Annotated in this window: 11 protein-coding genes; 5 read left to right on the top strand and 6 right to left on the bottom strand. The window is 67.0% G+C overall.

Annotated elements, in window-relative coordinates; genetic code table 11:
• The first annotated feature begins 328 nt into the window (after nucleotides 1-328).
• The 5 genes from nrdD to B5F85_RS06715 all read left to right on the top strand — a co-directional run bounded on the left by nrdD (nucleotide 329) and on the right by B5F85_RS06715 (nucleotide 7,871).
• Nucleotides 329-2,551 carry an anaerobic ribonucleoside-triphosphate reductase gene (nrdD, locus tag B5F85_RS06695; protein ID WP_087315635.1) on the top strand — a complete coding sequence of 741 codons (2,223 nt, stop codon included), beginning with the start codon at nucleotides 329-331 and terminating at the stop codon, nucleotides 2,549-2,551.
• A gap of 174 nt (nucleotides 2,552-2,725) precedes the next feature.
• On the top strand, nucleotides 2,726-3,283 hold the full coding sequence (gene nrdG / locus B5F85_RS06700; protein WP_087315637.1) for an anaerobic ribonucleoside-triphosphate reductase activating protein: 558 nt from the start codon (nucleotides 2,726-2,728) through the stop codon (nucleotides 3,281-3,283).
• A gap of 264 nt (nucleotides 3,284-3,547) precedes the next feature.
• Complete coding sequence (gene mgtA / locus B5F85_RS06705) at nucleotides 3,548-6,277, top strand: magnesium-translocating P-type ATPase (RefSeq protein WP_087315639.1); 2,730 nt, start codon at nucleotides 3,548-3,550, stop codon at nucleotides 6,275-6,277.
• Nucleotides 6,278-6,402: 125 nt separating this feature from the next.
• Nucleotides 6,403-7,038, top strand: a complete 636-nt coding sequence (locus B5F85_RS06710; RefSeq protein ID WP_087315641.1) for a GNAT family N-acetyltransferase — start codon at nucleotides 6,403-6,405, stop codon at nucleotides 7,036-7,038.
• Between the two features lie 131 nt (nucleotides 7,039-7,169).
• The gene (locus B5F85_RS06715) at nucleotides 7,170-7,871 is read left to right on the top strand and encodes a hypothetical protein (protein WP_087315643.1); all 702 of its coding nucleotides are present in this window, start codon (nucleotides 7,170-7,172) and stop codon (nucleotides 7,869-7,871) included.
• Between the two features lie 42 nt (nucleotides 7,872-7,913).
• Here the strand turns inward: B5F85_RS06715 and B5F85_RS06720 are convergent, their stop codons facing one another.
• The 6 genes from B5F85_RS06720 to B5F85_RS06745 all read right to left on the bottom strand — a co-directional run bounded on the left by B5F85_RS06720 (nucleotide 7,914) and on the right by B5F85_RS06745 (nucleotide 15,926).
• On the bottom strand, nucleotides 7,914-9,119 hold the full coding sequence (locus B5F85_RS06720; protein WP_087315645.1) for an aminotransferase class I/II-fold pyridoxal phosphate-dependent enzyme: 1,206 nt from the start codon (nucleotides 9,117-9,119) through the stop codon (nucleotides 7,914-7,916).
• Between the two features lie 509 nt (nucleotides 9,120-9,628).
• Nucleotides 9,629-10,759, bottom strand: coding sequence for a 3-isopropylmalate dehydrogenase (gene leuB, locus B5F85_RS06725; protein WP_087315646.1), 1,131 nt, complete (start codon nucleotides 10,757-10,759; stop codon nucleotides 9,629-9,631).
• 1 nt (nucleotide 10,760) lies between these two features.
• The gene (locus B5F85_RS06730; RefSeq protein WP_087315648.1) at nucleotides 10,761-11,267 is read right to left on the bottom strand and encodes a 3-isopropylmalate dehydratase small subunit; all 507 of its coding nucleotides are present in this window, start codon (nucleotides 11,265-11,267) and stop codon (nucleotides 10,761-10,763) included.
• A 297-nt stretch (nucleotides 11,268-11,564) separates the two neighbouring features.
• Nucleotides 11,565-13,067 carry a fucose isomerase gene (locus tag B5F85_RS06735; protein ID WP_087315650.1) on the bottom strand — a complete coding sequence of 501 codons (1,503 nt, stop codon included), beginning with the start codon at nucleotides 13,065-13,067 and terminating at the stop codon, nucleotides 11,565-11,567.
• A gap of 206 nt (nucleotides 13,068-13,273) precedes the next feature.
• Nucleotides 13,274-14,752 carry a xylulokinase gene (gene xylB, locus B5F85_RS06740; RefSeq protein WP_087315652.1) on the bottom strand — a complete coding sequence of 493 codons (1,479 nt, stop codon included), beginning with the start codon at nucleotides 14,750-14,752 and terminating at the stop codon, nucleotides 13,274-13,276.
• A gap of 148 nt (nucleotides 14,753-14,900) precedes the next feature.
• A complete protein-coding gene (locus B5F85_RS06745) occupies nucleotides 14,901-15,926 on the bottom strand; it encodes a Gfo/Idh/MocA family oxidoreductase (protein ID WP_087315654.1) in 1,026 nt (341 codons plus the stop codon).
• Between the last annotated feature and the right edge of the window lie 173 nt (nucleotides 15,927-16,099).

The following is a 16,099-nucleotide window of genomic DNA, read 5'->3' on the forward strand; positions in this document are numbered from 1 at the left end:
CCGGCACGTCCACTCTACCCCTTCGCCGCCGCCACGGGACGGCGCCTCCCGCTCACGTTTCCGACCGTTCACAGGGCGGCGAGCGGCGGGCTCAAAAGGAGTCAAGTTTCGGTGGACCCCGCATTAGGAAAAAGCTTTTTGCGGCGGTGCATTTGCTACCTGCCGCGATATGACTTATCAACAGCATTCAGCAGGTTGTTTACAATATGTAGTGTATTTTCACGACCATACCCACTAGAAATTGTGTCATAGTAGCTTCTACCACTTGATACGTCAGACCGGGCGCGTCCTTGCGGGCGCGCCCTTTCATCGGGGAGAAGAGGCCGCAATGAAGATCATCAAGCGCAACGGCTCGGAGGTCACCTTCGACATCTCGAAGATCGAGAACGCCATCCGCGCGGCCAACAACGAGGTGCCCCAGAGCGAGCGCCTCACGGAGCGCGAGGTGAAGTTCGCCTCCCTCAACGTCACGGACGAGTGCATGGAGGCCGGCCACACCGTCACCGTCGAGGAGGTCCAGGACCTCGTCGAGGACCAGCTCATGGCCCTCGACCACTTTGAGGTGGCCCGCAAGTACATCATCTACCGCTACGTGCAGAACCAGAAGCGCCACAAGAACACGACCGACGACAAGATCCTCGCGCTCATCGAGTGCAACAACGAGGAGGTCAAGCAGGAGAACTCCAACAAGAACCCCACGGTGGTCTCCGTCCAGCGCGACTACATGGCCGGCGAGGTCTCCAAGGACCTCACCATGCGCGAGCTGCTCCCCGCCGACATCGTGGAGGCTCACAACGAGGGCATCATCCACTTCCACGACTCTGACTACTTCGCGCAGCACATGCACAACTGCGACCTCATCAACCTCGAGGACATGCTGCAGAACGGCACGGTGATCTCCGGCACGCTCATCGAGCGCCCGCACAGCTTCTCCACCGCCTGCAACATCGCCACGCAGATCATCGCCCAGGTGGCCTCCTGCCAGTACGGCGGCCAGTCCATCTCCCTCACGCACCTCGCGCCCTTCGTGGACGTCTCCCGTCAGAAGATCCGCCGCCAGGTGGAGGCGGAGATGGCCGCCATCGACGCCCACCCCGGCGAGGACAAGATCGCCCAGATCGTGGAGGGCCGCCTGCGCGAGGAGGTCGCCCGCGGCGTCCAGACCATCCAGTACCAGGTGGTCACCCTCATGACCACCAACGGCCAGGCCCCCTTCATCACGGTCTTCATGTACCTCAACGAGGCCAAGAACGATCAGGAGAAGGCCGACCTGGCCCTGTGCATCGAGGAGATGCTCAAGCAGCGCTACCAGGGCGTCAAGAACGAGGACGGCGTCTGGATCACCCCCGCCTTCCCCAAGCTCATCTACGTGCTCGAGGAGGACAACGTCCGCGAGGGCACGCCGTACTTCTACCTCACCAAGCTCGCCGCCAAGTGCACGGCCAAGCGCATGGTACCCGACTACATCTCCGAGAAGAAGATGCGCGAGTTCAAGCTCTCCAAGGGCGAGACCGAGGGCAACGGCGACTGCTACACCTGCATGGGCTGCCGCTCCTTCCTCACGCCGGACCGCTCGGGCAACGGCTACGACAACGTGGCCAACGCCGGCAACTACGAGCCGGGCAAGCCCAAGTACTACGGCCGCTTCAACCAGGGCGTCGTGACCATCAACCTCGTTGACGTGGCGCTCTCCGCGGGGCGCGACATGGACAAGTTCTGGGAGATCTTCGACGAGCGCCTGGAGCTGTGCCACCGCGGCCTGCGCTGCCGTCACGAGCGCCTGCTCGGCACCACCTCGGACGCCGCCCCGATCCTGTGGCAGTACGGCGCCCTCGCGCGCCTCAAGAAGGGCGAGAAGATCGACAAGCTCCTCTACGGCGGCTACTCCACCATCAGCCTCGGCTACGCCGGCCTCTACGAGTGCGTCAAGGCCATGACCGGCCACAGCCACACCGACAAGGAGGCCACGCCGTTCGCCCTGGCCGTCATGCAGCACATGAACGACAAGTGCGCCGAGTGGAAGGCCGCCGAGAACATCGACTACTCGCTCTACGGCACGCCGATCGAGTCCACCACGTACAAGTTCGCCAAGTGCCTGCAGCGCCGCTTTGGCATCGTCCCGGGCATCACGGACAAGGGCTACATCACCAACAGCTACCACGTCCACGTGACCGAGCCGATCGACGCCTTCACCAAGCTGCGCTTCGAGTCCGAGTTCCAGCGCCTCTCCCCCGGCGGCGCCATCTCCTACGTGGAGGTGCCGGACATGCAGGACAACCTCGAGGCCGTCATCTCCGTCATGCAATACATCTACGACCACATCATGTACGCCGAGCTCAACACCAAGAGCGACTACTGCCAGGTCTGCGGCTACGACGGCGAGATCCAGATCGTCGAGGACGACGGCAAGCTCGTGTGGGAGTGCCCGCACTGCGGGAACCGCGACCAGTCCAAGATGAACGTGGCGAGAAGGACGTGCGGCTACATCGGCACCCAGTTCTGGAACCAGGGCCGCACCGAGGAGATCAAGGACCGCGTGCTGCACCTGTAGCATTCTCCCGCGGGACCGGAGGTAAGGCCCCGTGCTCAGACATTCTCGCGCTTCGCGCTGCGAAACTGCGCGCGGGACCTTACCTCCGGTCCCGCGCGCACTGTTATCGGGGTGCGGCACGCGGGCCTTGGCCCGGCGCGTCCCTGCGGTTCTTCTCAGCAAATTGGAGTTGGAATGAACTACGCGAACATCAAGTACTGCGACATCGCAAACGGACCGGGCGTGCGCACCACGCTCTTCGTCTCCGGGTGCCGCCTGCACTGCCCCAACTGCTTCAACGAGGAGGCATGGGACTTCGAGGCCGGCGAGCCCTTCACGGCAGAGGTGGCCGAGAAGATCATGGACTCGATGGACGTGCCCTACGTGGGCGGCCTCACCATCCTGGGCGGCGAGCCCATGGAGCCGGAGAACCAGGCCGGGCTCGTGGGCTTTCTCGAGGCGGTGCGCGAGCGCTTTGGCGACTCCAAGTCCATCTGGCTCTTCTCGGGCCACACCTGGGACCAGCTCGCGCCCGGAGGCGCCTGGAACCTGGGGGACGTCACGGACCGGCTGCTCGACACGCTGGACGTCCTCGTGGACGGGCCCTTCGTGCAGGACCTCCACGACATCACGCTGCGCTTCCGCGGCTCCTCCAACCAGCGGCTCATCGACGTCCCCGCCACGCTCGAGGCGCCGGGCGACGACGTGGTCTGGTGGGAGGACGAGCCGATCTTCTCCACGCACACGATGTAGGCACGACATGAAGGCAGGTTGTAGAACCCGGAAGAATTGGGCATACTGACCAGAGCAGAGAGGCGGGCACGCGCCCGGACCCGAGGGAGGTGGTTTTCCCATGAGTGACAGTCACAGTCGCAAACACGTAGCACCAAGGTCCATGGGAGAGACGCCTGCCGGTCGGGACGGCTGGCGCCGCCGCGCATAGCGCACGCTCAAGAAGCACTCCCACGGGCTGCCACGAGCGGCCCTTTTCGTATCCCGGGATTGTGAGGTGGCGCCATGCTGCTGGCCACCCTCCTCTCGCGTGCCCTCGCACGCCGCACAAACGTCACCCCGAGCGCGCCCCGTCCCGGAGCCGACTGGCTCCGCCACGTGGCGAGCATCTCGCCCGACGAGCTCCTCGCGGAGATCGGGACGCGCGCCTCCGGCCTTACGGAGGAAGAGGTCGCGCAGATGCGCGCCTTCTGGGGAGAGAACAGCCTCGGAGGCACCGAGCGCCCGTCGCTACCGCGGCGCGTGCTTGCCGCGTTCCTCGACCCCTTCACCGGCATTCTCGTGTTCATCGCCGTCGTCTCCGTGCTCACGGACTGGGTCTTCGCGCGGCCGGGCGCGCGCGACCTCACCACGCCCGCCATCATCGCCGTTATGGTGCTGGTCTCGGGCGTGCTGCGCTTCGTTCAGGACGAGCGGAGCAGCGACGCCGCCTCCGCCCTCGCCGAGATGGTCGAGACCACCTGTTGCGTGGAGCGCGCGGAGTCCGGCCGTGTGGAGCTGCCGGTCGACGAGCTCGTCGTGGGAGACGTCGTGCACCTCTCCTCGGGCGACCTCGTTCCGGCGGACCTGCGCCTGATCTTCTCGCGCGACCTCTTTGTGAGCCAGTCTGCGCTCACGGGGGAGTCCGAGAGCGTCGAGAAGCACCGGGAGCTCTCCGCGGGAGACGCCGCCAGCGCCTCCGTCACCGACCTCGATGACCTCGCCTTCCTGGGCAGCAGCGTGATCTCGGGCGCCGCCACGGGCGTGGTGGTGGCAACGGGGGCCGCAACCCTCATCGGTGAGACCGCCTCGGGCCTCGCCTCCGCGGAAGGGCGCGGGCGCACGACCGCTTCGGGAGAGGGCGTCGCCCGCACGAGCCGCCTGCTCGTGGTCCTCATGCTCGTCATGGTGCCGGCGGTGGTTCTCGTGTCCGGCCTCACCAAGGGCAACTGGGTCGACGCCGTGCTCTTCTCGCTCTCCGTGGCCGTGGGGCTCACGCCGGAGATGCTCCCCGTACTCGTGACGTGCTGCCTCGGCAAGGGCGCGGTCGACCTCTCGCGCGACAGGGTCATCGTGAAGAGGCTCGACGCCGTCTCCGACCTCGGGGCCATCGACGTGCTCTGCTGCGACAAGACGGGGACGCTCACCGAGGATCGCGTGGCCCTCGAGCGGCACCTCGACGTGCGGGGCGCGGAGGACCCGGGCGTGCTGCGCGCCGCCTTCGTGAACAGCTTCTTCGGGACGGGCGTCAAGAACCTCATCGACTCGGCCATCCTGCGCCGGGCGCTCGAGCTCGACCCCTCCGTGGAGGAGCTCTGCGAGCGGTACGACCTCGTCGACGAGCTTCCCTTCGACTTCGAGCGCAGGCGCCTCAGCGTCGTGGTGGGCGACGGGACGGGAGAGACGCTCATGATCTGCAAGGGGGCGCTCGAGGAGGTGCTCGACGCCTGCGCCTTCGCCGAGCTGGACGGACGAGCCGTGCCCCTCTCCGCCTCGCTGGCAGACGACGTCACCGCCCGCGCCGAGGTTCTTGCGACCCAGGGCATGCGCGTCCTCGGGGTGGCCCTCAGGGAAAGCCCGGAGGGCGTCGGCAGGCTCACCGTGGCAGACGAGAAGAACATGACGCTCGTTGGGCTTCTCGCGTTTCTCGACCCGCCCAAGGCGAGCGCGGCCGAGGCGGTGGCGGCGCTCGCGGAGCACGGAGTCGAGACCAAGGTCCTCACCGGGGACTCCCCGCGCGTGGCGGCGCACGTGTGCCGCGCGATCGGCATCCCCGCGGGTGACGTGCTCACGGGCTCCGAGGTCGAGGCTCTTGACGACGAGGCGCTCGCCCGCCGCCTGCGGGATGTCTCGGTCCTCGCCAAGCTCTCGCCCTCCCAGAAGGCGCGGGTGGTGAGCGTCCTCAGGGGCGAGGGGCGCTCCGTGGGCTTCATGGGCGACGGGGTGAACGACGCCGCGGCGATGGCGGCCTCCGACTGCGGAATCTCCGTCGACTCCGCCGTGGACGTGGCCCGCGAGGCGGCTGACCTCATCCTGCTGGAGAAGGACCTCCTCGTACTTGAGCACGGGATCGTCTGCGGCCGCCGGACCCTCGCCAACATGACCAAGTACGTGAAGATGACCGTGAGCTCCAACTTTGGCAACATCTTCTCCGTGCTGGCCGCCTCGCTGCTGCTGCCCTTCCTCCCCATGAGCGCGGTCCAGCTCCTGCTCCTCAACCTGGTGTACGACCTCACCTGCACCGCGATACCCTGGGACAGCGTCGATGACGAGCTGGTTCGCGCCCCGCGCAGGTGGGACAGCGCCTCCATCCGCCGCTTCATGGTCGCCCTGGGTCCCGTGAGCTCCGTCTTCGACCTCCTCACGTTTGCCGCCCTCTTCTTCGTGGTGTGCCCCGGCGTCGCGGGCGGTCCCTGGGGCGCCCTCGGAGATGCCGGACGGACTCTCTTTGTGGCGACGTTCCAGGCAGGCTGGCTCGTCGAGAGCATGTGGACGCAGACGCTGGCGGTCCACCTCGTCCGAACGCAGCGCGTTCCGTTTGTTGAGAGCCGGGCGTCGGCTCAGCTCGCCGCCCTCGGCGCGGCGGGCGTCGCGCTCGTGACGGCGCTGCCGTTCACGCCGCTCGGCGCGGCGCTCGACCTCGCACCGCTGCCCCTCTCATGCTTCGCGCTGCTCGCGGCAATCGTCGCCCTCTACGCGGCGGCGCTCCTGGTCGTCCGCCGGCGCTTCGTCCGCCGCAACGGGACGCTGCTGTAGGACCCCTTGTGTGACGATTAGGCGTGACAATTAGGACAGGATAAATTGTCACACGCTCTGCTATGTGACAATTTAACCTGTCCTAATTGTCACGCCTAATCGTCACCCGTCCCGAGAGGATGCCCATGACCGTGCTCGACACCAGCGTTGCCCACATCCCCGTGCTCATGGTGCTCGGGGACCACGAGCCGCCCGCCGACGTCGCGCTGCCGGCAGGCTATCGCTTCGCGACCTGGGAGCCGCGCTTCCGCGAGCCGTGGGTGCGGCTGCACGTTCTTCTCGGCCAGCTGCCCTCCTTCGAGGAGGGGCTCGCCTACTTCGAGCAAACCTACGAGACGGACCCCGAGGCGCTCGAGCGCCAGATGATCCTTGTGACGGACGAGCGAGGCGCACTTGCCGGCACGAGCTCGCTCTGGCGGGCCGATCACTTTGGCGAGCCTCGCCTGCGCGTGCACTGGGTGGGCGTGGACCCGGCCCATCAGCGCCGCGGTCTGGCCCGCGCGCTCATGCTCCAGACCATCCGGCTCTTTGACGAGCTCGTGCCCTCGGGCGAGCCGCCGCTTTACCTCACCACGCAGACGGAGAGCTGGCCGGCTTGCGGCATGTATCTCAAGCTGGGCTTTGTTCCCTATGTGGGGCCCATGCCGACTGGCTTTGCCGCAGAGCCGGCAACGTTTGACGAGAAAAACGACGAGGCGTGGCGCATCATCCGCAAGAAGCTCGAGGAGAGCGGCCGCCCGCGGCCGAAAGCGCGCCGCTGACGGATTGCCCGCGCCGGCTCGACGTTGCGCGACCCTCCCGACCTCGGCTCGCAGCTCCGCGTCTGCCGTGAGGCGGACGGCGGGAACGCACAAGCTGCTAGCCTCCTTCGAACCCGATCGAAGGAGGTCCCATGAGCTTGCACTGGCAGACGCCAAACGGCCCCGTGACGGCCGTCTACGTCCCCTACTCCCACATGGACGACGATGACGCGCGTCTTTTCTACGACACCATCAACGCGCTGCTCGTCTACGCCAACGAGCGGCTGGGCATCGTGGACCCCGGCGCCCTGCGCGAGCGGAAGGGGGCTCCGTGCATGCTCTACGAGCACGGCGGGCAGGTCGCGGACATGCTCTGGAGAAACCGCTGGCTCGTTGACGACTTCGTGCGCGACAATCCCCTGCACCTGAGCCAGGAGCAGCTCGACTGCGCGCGTCCCTGGCGCTGGGCGCTGCGCGACATGTTCACCGTCGTGGACGCCGACGTCGACAGCGCGGTCTACATGAACCGCACCCACCTCTTCGCCGTGGGCGCGAGCCAAGACCCCGCGGACAGCCACGTGCACCACATCCCCTCGCTCATGCTCCTCACGCTGCTGCCCTTCAAAGGAGGCATCGTGACGAGCGGCATGACGATCCACCTCTCCCAGGAACCGGCAAGCTGGGCCGTCCCCCTCATTGCCCAACAGGCAAAGGAGCTGGCCGAGCGCACCGTCATAGCAGCGTCCGGCCAGCTTATAGCCTATGGTCGAAGGATCTCCGACGACGAGAACCTCGTGACGGAGCGCTTTCAGAGAGAGGTTGACCGGGGCTTTGCCAGCGGCCTGCTCCTGTAGGGGAACCGATCGGGGCACCGTCTGGGATGCCCCGATCGATCGTCAGCAGAAGACGTGGCCCTCCAGGCGACCAAAGGCCTCCTGAACGCGCGCGAGGGGCAGCGCGAGGTTCACGCGGATGTGACACGGACCGTGGAAGGCGCGGCCGTCCTGCCAGCAGACGCCCGCGCGGTGCCCCGCGCCCAGGACCTCGTCGATCGTGCGCCCGCTCCGCGCGCACCACTCCGTGCAGTCGAGGAAGAGCATGTAGGTGCCCTGGGGACGGGAGACGCTCACGCCGGGCAGGCGGCTCTCGATGAAGTCGCACGCCCAGTCGACGTTGCCGGCGATGACCTGGTTGAGCTCGTCTGCCCAGACGCGGCCCTCGGGGCCGTACGCGCCGATGAGCGCGTGCTGCGAGAGGACGTTCATGCTGTTGTAGTGCGTCTTCTTGGCCTTGGTGGTCACGCGGTCGCGCAGGTAGTCATCATAGATGACGTGATAGCTGCCGATGAGGCCGGCGAGGTTGAAGGTCTTGGACGGGGCGTAGAGCGCGATGGTGCGCCGGCGAGCGTCGTCGGAGACGGACTGGGTGGTGATGTGCGTGACGCCCGGCCGCACGATGTCGGACCAGATCTCGTCGGAGATGACCACGCAGTCGTGGGCGGCGTAGAGCTCCATGGCGCGCTCGATCTCCCAGCGCTCCCAGACGCGGCCGCAGGGGTTGTGCGGCGAGCAGAAGATGGCCACGTGGATACGCTCCTCGGCGAGGCGGCGCTCCATGTCCTCATAGTCCATGCGCCAGACGCCGTCCGCATCGCGCACGAGCGGCGAGTGCACGATCTTGAAGCCGTTGTCCTCGAGACTGTGCGTGAAGCCCACGTAGGTGGGGCTGTGCACGAGCACCGGGTCACCGGGCGCGGCAAACGCCGTGAGGGCGGAGACCACGCCCCCCAGAACGCCGTTCTGGTAGCCGATGTGCTCCGGAAGCAGTTCGCCCACGCCCTTGCGGTCGCGATGCCAGTCGATGATGGCCTGGTAGTAGGCGTCGCTCGGGCTGAAGTAGCCAAACGTGGGATACTGCAGGCGATCTTTGATCGCACGGATGATCGAGGGGGCGACGGGGAAGTTCATGTCGGCCACCCACATGGGGATGGCGTCAAAGCCGGCGTCCGGCGCGGGATATCCCGAACCGGGCGCTCCGATGGCATCGACGGCGAGCGCGTCGTGGCCCGCGCGGTCCAAGATGGTGGTGAAGTCGTAGGTCATGGCGGTCCTCTCGTCGCGAGTTCAACACGTTAGGATACTCGGTCTCATCGGGCTCCGCACCGTGCGGCGGCGAATCGGCCGTCGTCGCTGCAAAACGAGCCTTGAGTCCATATTCCACGCCCGGCCAAAGCAAAACCCGTCTTCGATCCATGCTATTTCGACATGTTTGGCCACGACAAAAGGTGTCCCCGAAACGTCGGTCAAGAAGATCCGCAGGTAGATTGAATATCAAGAATCTAAGTTTATTTTTGGCAGGGTTTTGTCGCCAATCTTCATGGATCGAAGGCGACTTTTGTTCCCGGCGCACCAGAGATATGGATTGGAGGCAGCTTTTGCAGCTGCGATTCCCGTCTGGGCCATGCCGAAGACAGCCACGGACGTCACGCACCTTCCGCCGGAATGTCCACCGACAGAAAGGAGGCCCAGGAGGTCCGCCGCGAGTTCTTGCCGCGCCCTTCACGGCAAGCTGTCTGAGCGCCGGACCTCCTGGGCCCCCTAGCCTGGAGCGTCTAGCCCAGGGCCTCCACTATCTTGTCACCCATCGCGGCTGTGCCGAGCACCTTGTCTGCGGGAGTGGACTCGTCGGCGATGTCGACGGTGCGCCAGCCCTCGTCGAGCACGCGCGTGACCGCGGCGGCAAGCTCGTCTGCCGCGGCGTCCATGCCAAAGCTGTAGCGCAGCATCAGCTCCACGGAGAGGATCTGCGCGATCGGGTTGGCGATGCCCTGACCGGCGATGTCGGGCGCCGAGCCGTGGCTCGGCTCGTAGAGGGCCGTGCCGTCGCCCAGGCTCGCGGAGGCGAGCATGCCGAGCGAGCCCGTGAGCATCGAGGCCTCGTCGGAGAGGATGTCACCGAAGGTGTTCTCGGTCACGAGCACGTCAAACTGCGCCGGGTTGGCGATGAGCTGCATCGCGGCGTTGTCGACGTACATGTCCTCGAGCGTCACGTCGGGGTACTCGGCGGCGATGTTGTGGGCGACCTCGCGCCACATGCGCGAGGTGTCGAGCACGTTGGCCTTGTCGACGGAGTGGACCACGCCGCGACGGCGTCGCGCCGCGTCAAAGGCCCAGCGTACCACGCGGTCGACCTCGTACTCGGAGTACTCCAGGACGTCGCGCGCGTACTCGCCGCGCGTGCCGCCCACGCCGGCGCCCTCGACGCCCATCGTGCGCTCGTGGCCGCCAAAGTATAGGCCGCCCGTGAGCTCGCGGACGATGATGAGGTCGACGCCGTGCAGCACCTCGGGCTTAAGCGAGGAGGCGTCGATCAGCGCGTCGAACATGCGCACCGGGCGCAGGTTGAGGTAGAGCCCGAGCTCCTTGCGGATGGCAAGAAGGCCCTGTTCAGGGCGCACGGCCCCCACCTTGGTGTCGGTCCACTTGGGCCCGCCCACCGCGGCGAGCAGGACGGCGTCGGAGGCGCGCGCCGCCTCGAGCGTCTCGGGAGGCAGCGCCGAGACCGGGCCGCCCGCCTCCGTGGTGGCGTCGATCGCGGCGCCGCCGATCAGCTGGTCCTCGCAGACGAACTCGACGTCGTACTTCTCGCCCAGCGCGGCGAGGACCTTCTTGCCCTCGGCGATGATCTCGGGGCCGATGCCGTCGCCCGGCAGCGTGCAGACGTGATAGGTCCTGCTCGCCATGCTACCTACCGCCCTTCTGGGCCATGACGCGCTTGGTGCGCGCGACCAAGCCGCCGCCCGTGATGATCTCCTGGATGAACGGCGGGAACGGCTGCGCCTGGAAGATGGCGCCCGTGGTCTCGTCGGTGATGGTGCCGGTGTCTGCGTCGACGGAGACCACGTCGCCGTCGGAGATGGCCTCCGCGGCCTCGGGGCACTCGAGGATGGGCAGGCCCATGTTGATCGAGTTGCGGTAGAAGATGCGCGCGAAGCTCTTGGCGATCACGCAGGAGACGCCGGCGGCCTTGATCGCCACGGGCGCGTGCTCGCGGGACGAGCCGCAGCCAAAGTTCTCGTCGGCCACCACGATGTCGCCCGGCTTCACGCGGCTGACGAAGGTGGGGTCGAGGTCCTCGAGGCAGTGCTTGGCGAGCTCGGCCGGGTCAGACGTGTTGAGGTAGCGCGCCGGAATGATGACGTCGGTGTCGATGTCGCGCCCGTAGCGGAAGACGGTCCCTTTGAACTGCATCGTTGTCCTTTCTGGTCGCTCTCGGTGCCGCCGGGGCCATCCCCGTGCTCAAACAGTTGCTTCGCAAAACTGCGCGCGGGAATGGCCCCGGCGGCTCGTGGTCGAGAAGAACGTGCTGCCGGGAGGGAACCGTCTGACGCGGCTCGCGCCATGCGGACCCCACCTCACTTTCGTTGGCGCCATTCTAGCGTCGGGGCCGGGGAGCTCTTACCGAAAGGGGGACGGGTTCTTCGAGCATTAACGGAACTGCTCGGAGAACCCGTCCGGAGGATCAGGCCATGTCAGCGGCAAGGGCCCTTACGCGAAGGGGTTCTCCGTGGGGTACGGGAGGCTCTTGGGCTGGTTGTAGGCGATGTCCTCGACGCCGAGGAAGCGCAGGGCGTCGAAGAGGGCGCGCCCGCAGTGGTTGAAGGCCACCGCGCCGTGGTGCGGGTAGCGCTTCTGGATCAGGACGTGACGGTAGAAGCGGCCCATCTCCGGGATCGCGAAGACGCCGCGGCCGCCGAAGGAGCACGTCTGGACCGGCAGGACCTCGCCCTCGGCGACGTAGCTGCGCAGGACGCCGTCGGAGTCGCACTGCAGGCGGTAGAACGTGATCTCGCTCGGGGCGATGTCGGCCTCGAGGGTGCCGCGGGTGAAGTCGGGCTCGGAGCCCTCGGGCTCGAGCAGGCGGTGCTGGATGAGCTGGAACTTGACCGCGCGGTCGGCGCAGAGCTTGCAGCTCGGGGTGTTACCGCAGTGGAAGCCCATGAAGGTGTCGGTGAGCTGCCAGTCGTGCTCGAACTTGCCGGCGATCTGCTCCTGGTAGAGGGAGGCGGGCACGGAGTTGTTGATGTCGAGCAGGGTCACCGTGTCATCGGAGGCGCACATGCCGATGTACTCGGAGAGGGCGCCATAGATGTCGACCTCGCAGGCCACGGGGATGCCGCGGGTGGCCAGACGCGAGTTCACGAAGCACGGCTCGAAGCCAAACTCCTCCGGGAAGGCCGGCCAGCACTTGTCGGCGAAGGCCACGTACTTGCGGGCGCCCTTGTGCTGCTCGGCCCAGTCGAGCAGGGTGAGCTCGAACTGCGCCATGCGCTCGAGGAGGTCGGGGTAGTAGTTGCCCTCGCCCATCTCGGCGGCCATGTCGGCGCAGACGTCGGCGATGCGCGGGTCGCCCGCGTGGGCCTTGTAGGCGACGAGCAGATCGAGCTCGGAGTTCTCCTCGATCTCCACGCCGATCTGATAGAGGCCCTTGATCGGGGCGTTGCAGGCGAAGAAGTCCTGCGGGCGCGGGCCGAAGGTGATGATCTTGAGGTTGCGCACGCCGATGATCGTGCGGGCCACGGGCACAAAGTCCTTGATCATCTGGGCGACCTCGGCGGCGGTGCCCACCGGGTAGGCCGGGATGTGGGCGGCGAGATGACGCATGCCGAGGTTGTAGCTGCAGTTGAGCATGCCGCAGTAGGCGTCGCCGCGGCCGTTGACCAGGTCGCCGTCGCCCTCGGCGGCCGCGACGCACATCGCGGGGCCGTCGAACTTCTGGACGAGCAGGGTCTCGGGGGTCTCGGGGCCGAAGTTGCCGAGGAAGACCACGAGCGCGTTGGCGCCGGCGGCGACGGCCTCGGCGAGCGCGGGCTCGACGTCGGCCTCGGACTCGACGGTCTTCTTGACCTCGACGGCGTCGACGCCGAGCTCGGCGACGGCGGCCGCGACGGCGGCGCGACGACGCTCGGAGAGCTCGATCGGGAAGCAGTCGCGCGAGACCGCGACGATGCCGAGCTTGACGTCAGGGATGTTGCTGGACTTGAGTGCCATGTCTATCTCCTCTCCCCGAGACGCCGCAGACGGCGGCGCCCCTTTGAAATTGCGCTATCTCTAGGGTCCGTTTAGAAAACGTTTAGTAGCGTCAGAAATCTGCGAACGGTAGCTTTTCTGTCGGTATCGGCAGTCTCTGAGCAAGCCGTCGTTCTTCTCGGTGTTTATAAACGTTTATATGTTTTGGCGAGAAGAACGTCCGCCCGCTACGCCCCCATCCGCGCGAACGACTCCCTGAGCGCAGGGTAGAGCCCGTGCCAGATCTGATAGCGCCGCTCGTACTCCCCCGCCAGGGCGGCGTTGGGCGCGATGCGCTCGCGCTCGCTCACCAGCTCCCGCGCGCACTCCCCCACCGAGCCACACGCGCCCGCGGCTACGGCGGCGAGCATGGCACCGCCGTAGCCCGGCCCCTGCTCGGTGGTGGGGAGGACGAGCTCGATGCCCAGGATGTCGGCGAGCATCTGGAGCCACAGACGGCTCTTCGCGCCGCCGCCGCACACCGTCGAGGACGCCACGTCGACGCCGAGCGAACGCGCGATCTCCACCGAGTCGCGCACGGCGAAGGCCACGCCCTCGAGCACGGAGCGCGTGAGGTCGGCGCGCGAGGTGGACATGCTCATGCCCGCGAAGGCGCCGCGGGCGTTGACGTCGTTGAGCGGGGTGCGCTCGCCCATGAGGTACGGCAGGAAGTACGGGAGGTCTGCCGGCGCGCTCGCGGGGTCGATCCCCGCCTGCTCGGCCGCCATGTCGTCCGTGCCGAGCACGTCGTTCACCCACCAGGCGTTGCAGCTCGCCGCCGAGAGGATGCACCCCATGAGGTGCCAGGCCCCGTCCGCGTGGCAGAAGGAGTGGATGCGGTCCCCCACGCCTGCCGAGAAGCTCGCCGTGGGGATGAACACGGTGCCGGACGTGCCGAGGCTGATGTTCATCGTGCCCGCGCCCACGGCGCCCGTCCCCACCGCGGCGGCGGCGTTGTCGCCCGCGCCGGCGGCCACGACCACGCCGCGGGGGAGCCCCAGCTCCTCGGCGACCTCGGGGCGCAGCGTGCCGATGGGCTCGTAGCTCTCGTGGACGCGCGGCATCTGCGCCGCGGTGAGGCCGCAGAGCGCGAGCATCTCGTCGCTCCACGTGCGCCGCGCCACGTCAAAGAGCAACGTGCCGGACGCGTCGGAGACGTCGGTGGCGTACGCGCCGGTGAGCAGGTGATTCAGGTAGTCCTTGGGCAGCAGCACGTGCGCGATGCGCGAGAAGAGCTCGGGCTCCTCCTGCCGCATCCACAGGAGCTTGGGCGCGGTGAAGCCAGCGTAGGCGATGTTGCCGGTGAGCTCGAGCAGACGAGCGGTTCCTACCTCCTCGTTGAGGTAGCGGACCTGCTCGGCGGTGCGGCCGTCATTCCAGAGGATCGCGGGACGGATGACCTGGTCGTCGGAGTCCAGCGCAACCAGGCCGTGCATCTGGCCGCCGCAGCCGATGCCCGCCACCCGGGAGGCGTCAAAGCCGGCGAGCAGCTCCGGCACGCCCTCGCGCACCGCGCGCCACCAGTCCGCCGGGTCCTGCTGGCTCCAGCCGGGATGCGGATACTTCACGTCGTAGGACCTGCTCGTGATGTTGAGGATCGCACCCTTCTCGTCCATGAGCAGGAACTTGCAGGCGGACGTTCCCAGATCGACGCCGATGAAGTACATGGCAGCCCCCTCATCTGAACTTGACATTGTCGTCTGACGTCATCGTCAAATTGACACTGACGTCAGGTTATAGCGTCAAAGCCGCCGACGCAAAAGCCCGGGGTCGAGCGGTCGGCCCCGGGCGCGGTCAGGCTCTGGCGAGCGGTTCCTAGCAGTAGTACTCCATCGGGTAGGTGAGGTAGGCGTTGGGCTCGAGCTGGTCGGCCGTGACGTAGCCACAGGGCGCCGCGAGCAGCTGCGGGATGCGGTTCACGATCGTGGCGCAGGTGTGCTCGACCGTGGCGGGCTTGACCACGTGGAACTCGGTGTCGGGCTCGCCGGAGATCCACCAGTCGCACATGTCGCCGTCGTCGGGGCCGTAGACCTTGCCGATGGTCTCCTCCTCGACGGTGATGCCCTGCATGGTCTCGGCCGTGACCACCGCGGACATGCCGAGGCAGCGGCCGGCCTCGATGGTCTTGCCGAGGGTCTCGGAGTAGGTGTCCTGATCGGCGACGTACGGGACGTGCTTCTGCTCGATGGACTTGATCGTGAGGCCGAGCTTGTTGCAGATGGCCTCGACGGCGTTCCACGCGTAGGACGGCTCGAACTCGGCGGGATGCGCGATCTTGGCCTCGAACTCCTCGGGCGTGAGGTCGCAGCCGTGGGCGTTGGCGAGCGCCAGGCCGTACTCGTCGACGTTGTAGCTGTAGGCGCCCTTGATCTTCTCGATCTTGTGGATGCCGCCGGCGACGATGCCCACCATGTTGATCCAGTAGATGTCCTGCATGCCGCTGCCGGTGATGGTGCAGCCGGTCTCCTTGGCCAGCGCGTCGAGGCGGTTGATCTGCGCCGCGGCGGTGGTCCAGGGGTAGATGGCCTCCTCGCAGGTGGTGATCACGTTGATGCCGCGCGAGACGCACTTCTCCACGTGGTCGTAGATGTCGCTGATGAAGCTGAAGAGGGTCACGACGGCCACGTCGGCGTCGCACTCGTCGAGGACCTTGTCGGCGTCGTCGGAGATGACGATGCCCGTCTTGACGCCGAGGCCGGCGAAATCGCCCACGTCCTGGCCAACGACGGCCGGGTCCACGTCGATGGCGCCCACGATCTGCGCGCCGTGCTCGTAGAGGTAGCGCAGGATGTACTTGGACATCTTTCCGCACCCGTACTGGACAACCTTGACCTTCTCCATCGTTGCTCCCTGCCCTCGCGCGGCCGTCCGATGCGGCCGACCTCGGGGCCGACTCTAGTACCCGGATATCGATTTCAGGGAAGGGGGAACCCGGCGGGCGCGGCGCGCGGCGCGGCCAGAGGCCCCGATTCCGGCGCGAGCGGCACATGGCCGCAAAATCGACCTTCGATCCA

This window comes from Olsenella sp. An293 (assembly GCF_002159495.1).
Lineage (GTDB): Bacteria > Actinomycetota > Coriobacteriia > Coriobacteriales > Atopobiaceae > Thermophilibacter.

Excerpts from the sequence above, each read along its gene's own strand:
- leuB (WP_087315646.1), bottom strand. The coding sequence starts at position 10,759 with ATGGCGAGCAGGACCTATCACGTCTGCACGCTGCCGGGCGACGGCATC.
- B5F85_RS06710 (WP_087315641.1), top strand. The coding sequence starts at position 6,403 with ATGACCGTGCTCGACACCAGCGTTGCCCACATCCCCGTGCTCATGGTG.
- mgtA (WP_087315639.1), top strand. The coding sequence starts at position 3,548 with ATGCTGCTGGCCACCCTCCTCTCGCGTGCCCTCGCACGCCGCACAAAC.
- B5F85_RS06720 (WP_087315645.1), bottom strand. The coding sequence starts at position 9,119 with ATGACCTACGACTTCACCACCATCTTGGACCGCGCGGGCCACGACGCG.
- B5F85_RS06715 (WP_087315643.1), top strand. The coding sequence starts at position 7,170 with ATGAGCTTGCACTGGCAGACGCCAAACGGCCCCGTGACGGCCGTCTAC.
- B5F85_RS06735 (WP_087315650.1), bottom strand. The coding sequence starts at position 13,067 with ATGGCACTCAAGTCCAGCAACATCCCTGACGTCAAGCTCGGCATCGTC.
- B5F85_RS06745 (WP_087315654.1), bottom strand. The coding sequence starts at position 15,926 with ATGGAGAAGGTCAAGGTTGTCCAGTACGGGTGCGGAAAGATGTCCAAG.
- nrdD (WP_087315635.1), top strand. The coding sequence starts at position 329 with ATGAAGATCATCAAGCGCAACGGCTCGGAGGTCACCTTCGACATCTCG.
- xylB (WP_087315652.1), bottom strand. The coding sequence starts at position 14,752 with ATGTACTTCATCGGCGTCGATCTGGGAACGTCCGCCTGCAAGTTCCTG.
- B5F85_RS06730 (WP_087315648.1), bottom strand. The coding sequence starts at position 11,267 with ATGCAGTTCAAAGGGACCGTCTTCCGCTACGGGCGCGACATCGACACC.
- nrdG (WP_087315637.1), top strand. The coding sequence starts at position 2,726 with ATGAACTACGCGAACATCAAGTACTGCGACATCGCAAACGGACCGGGC.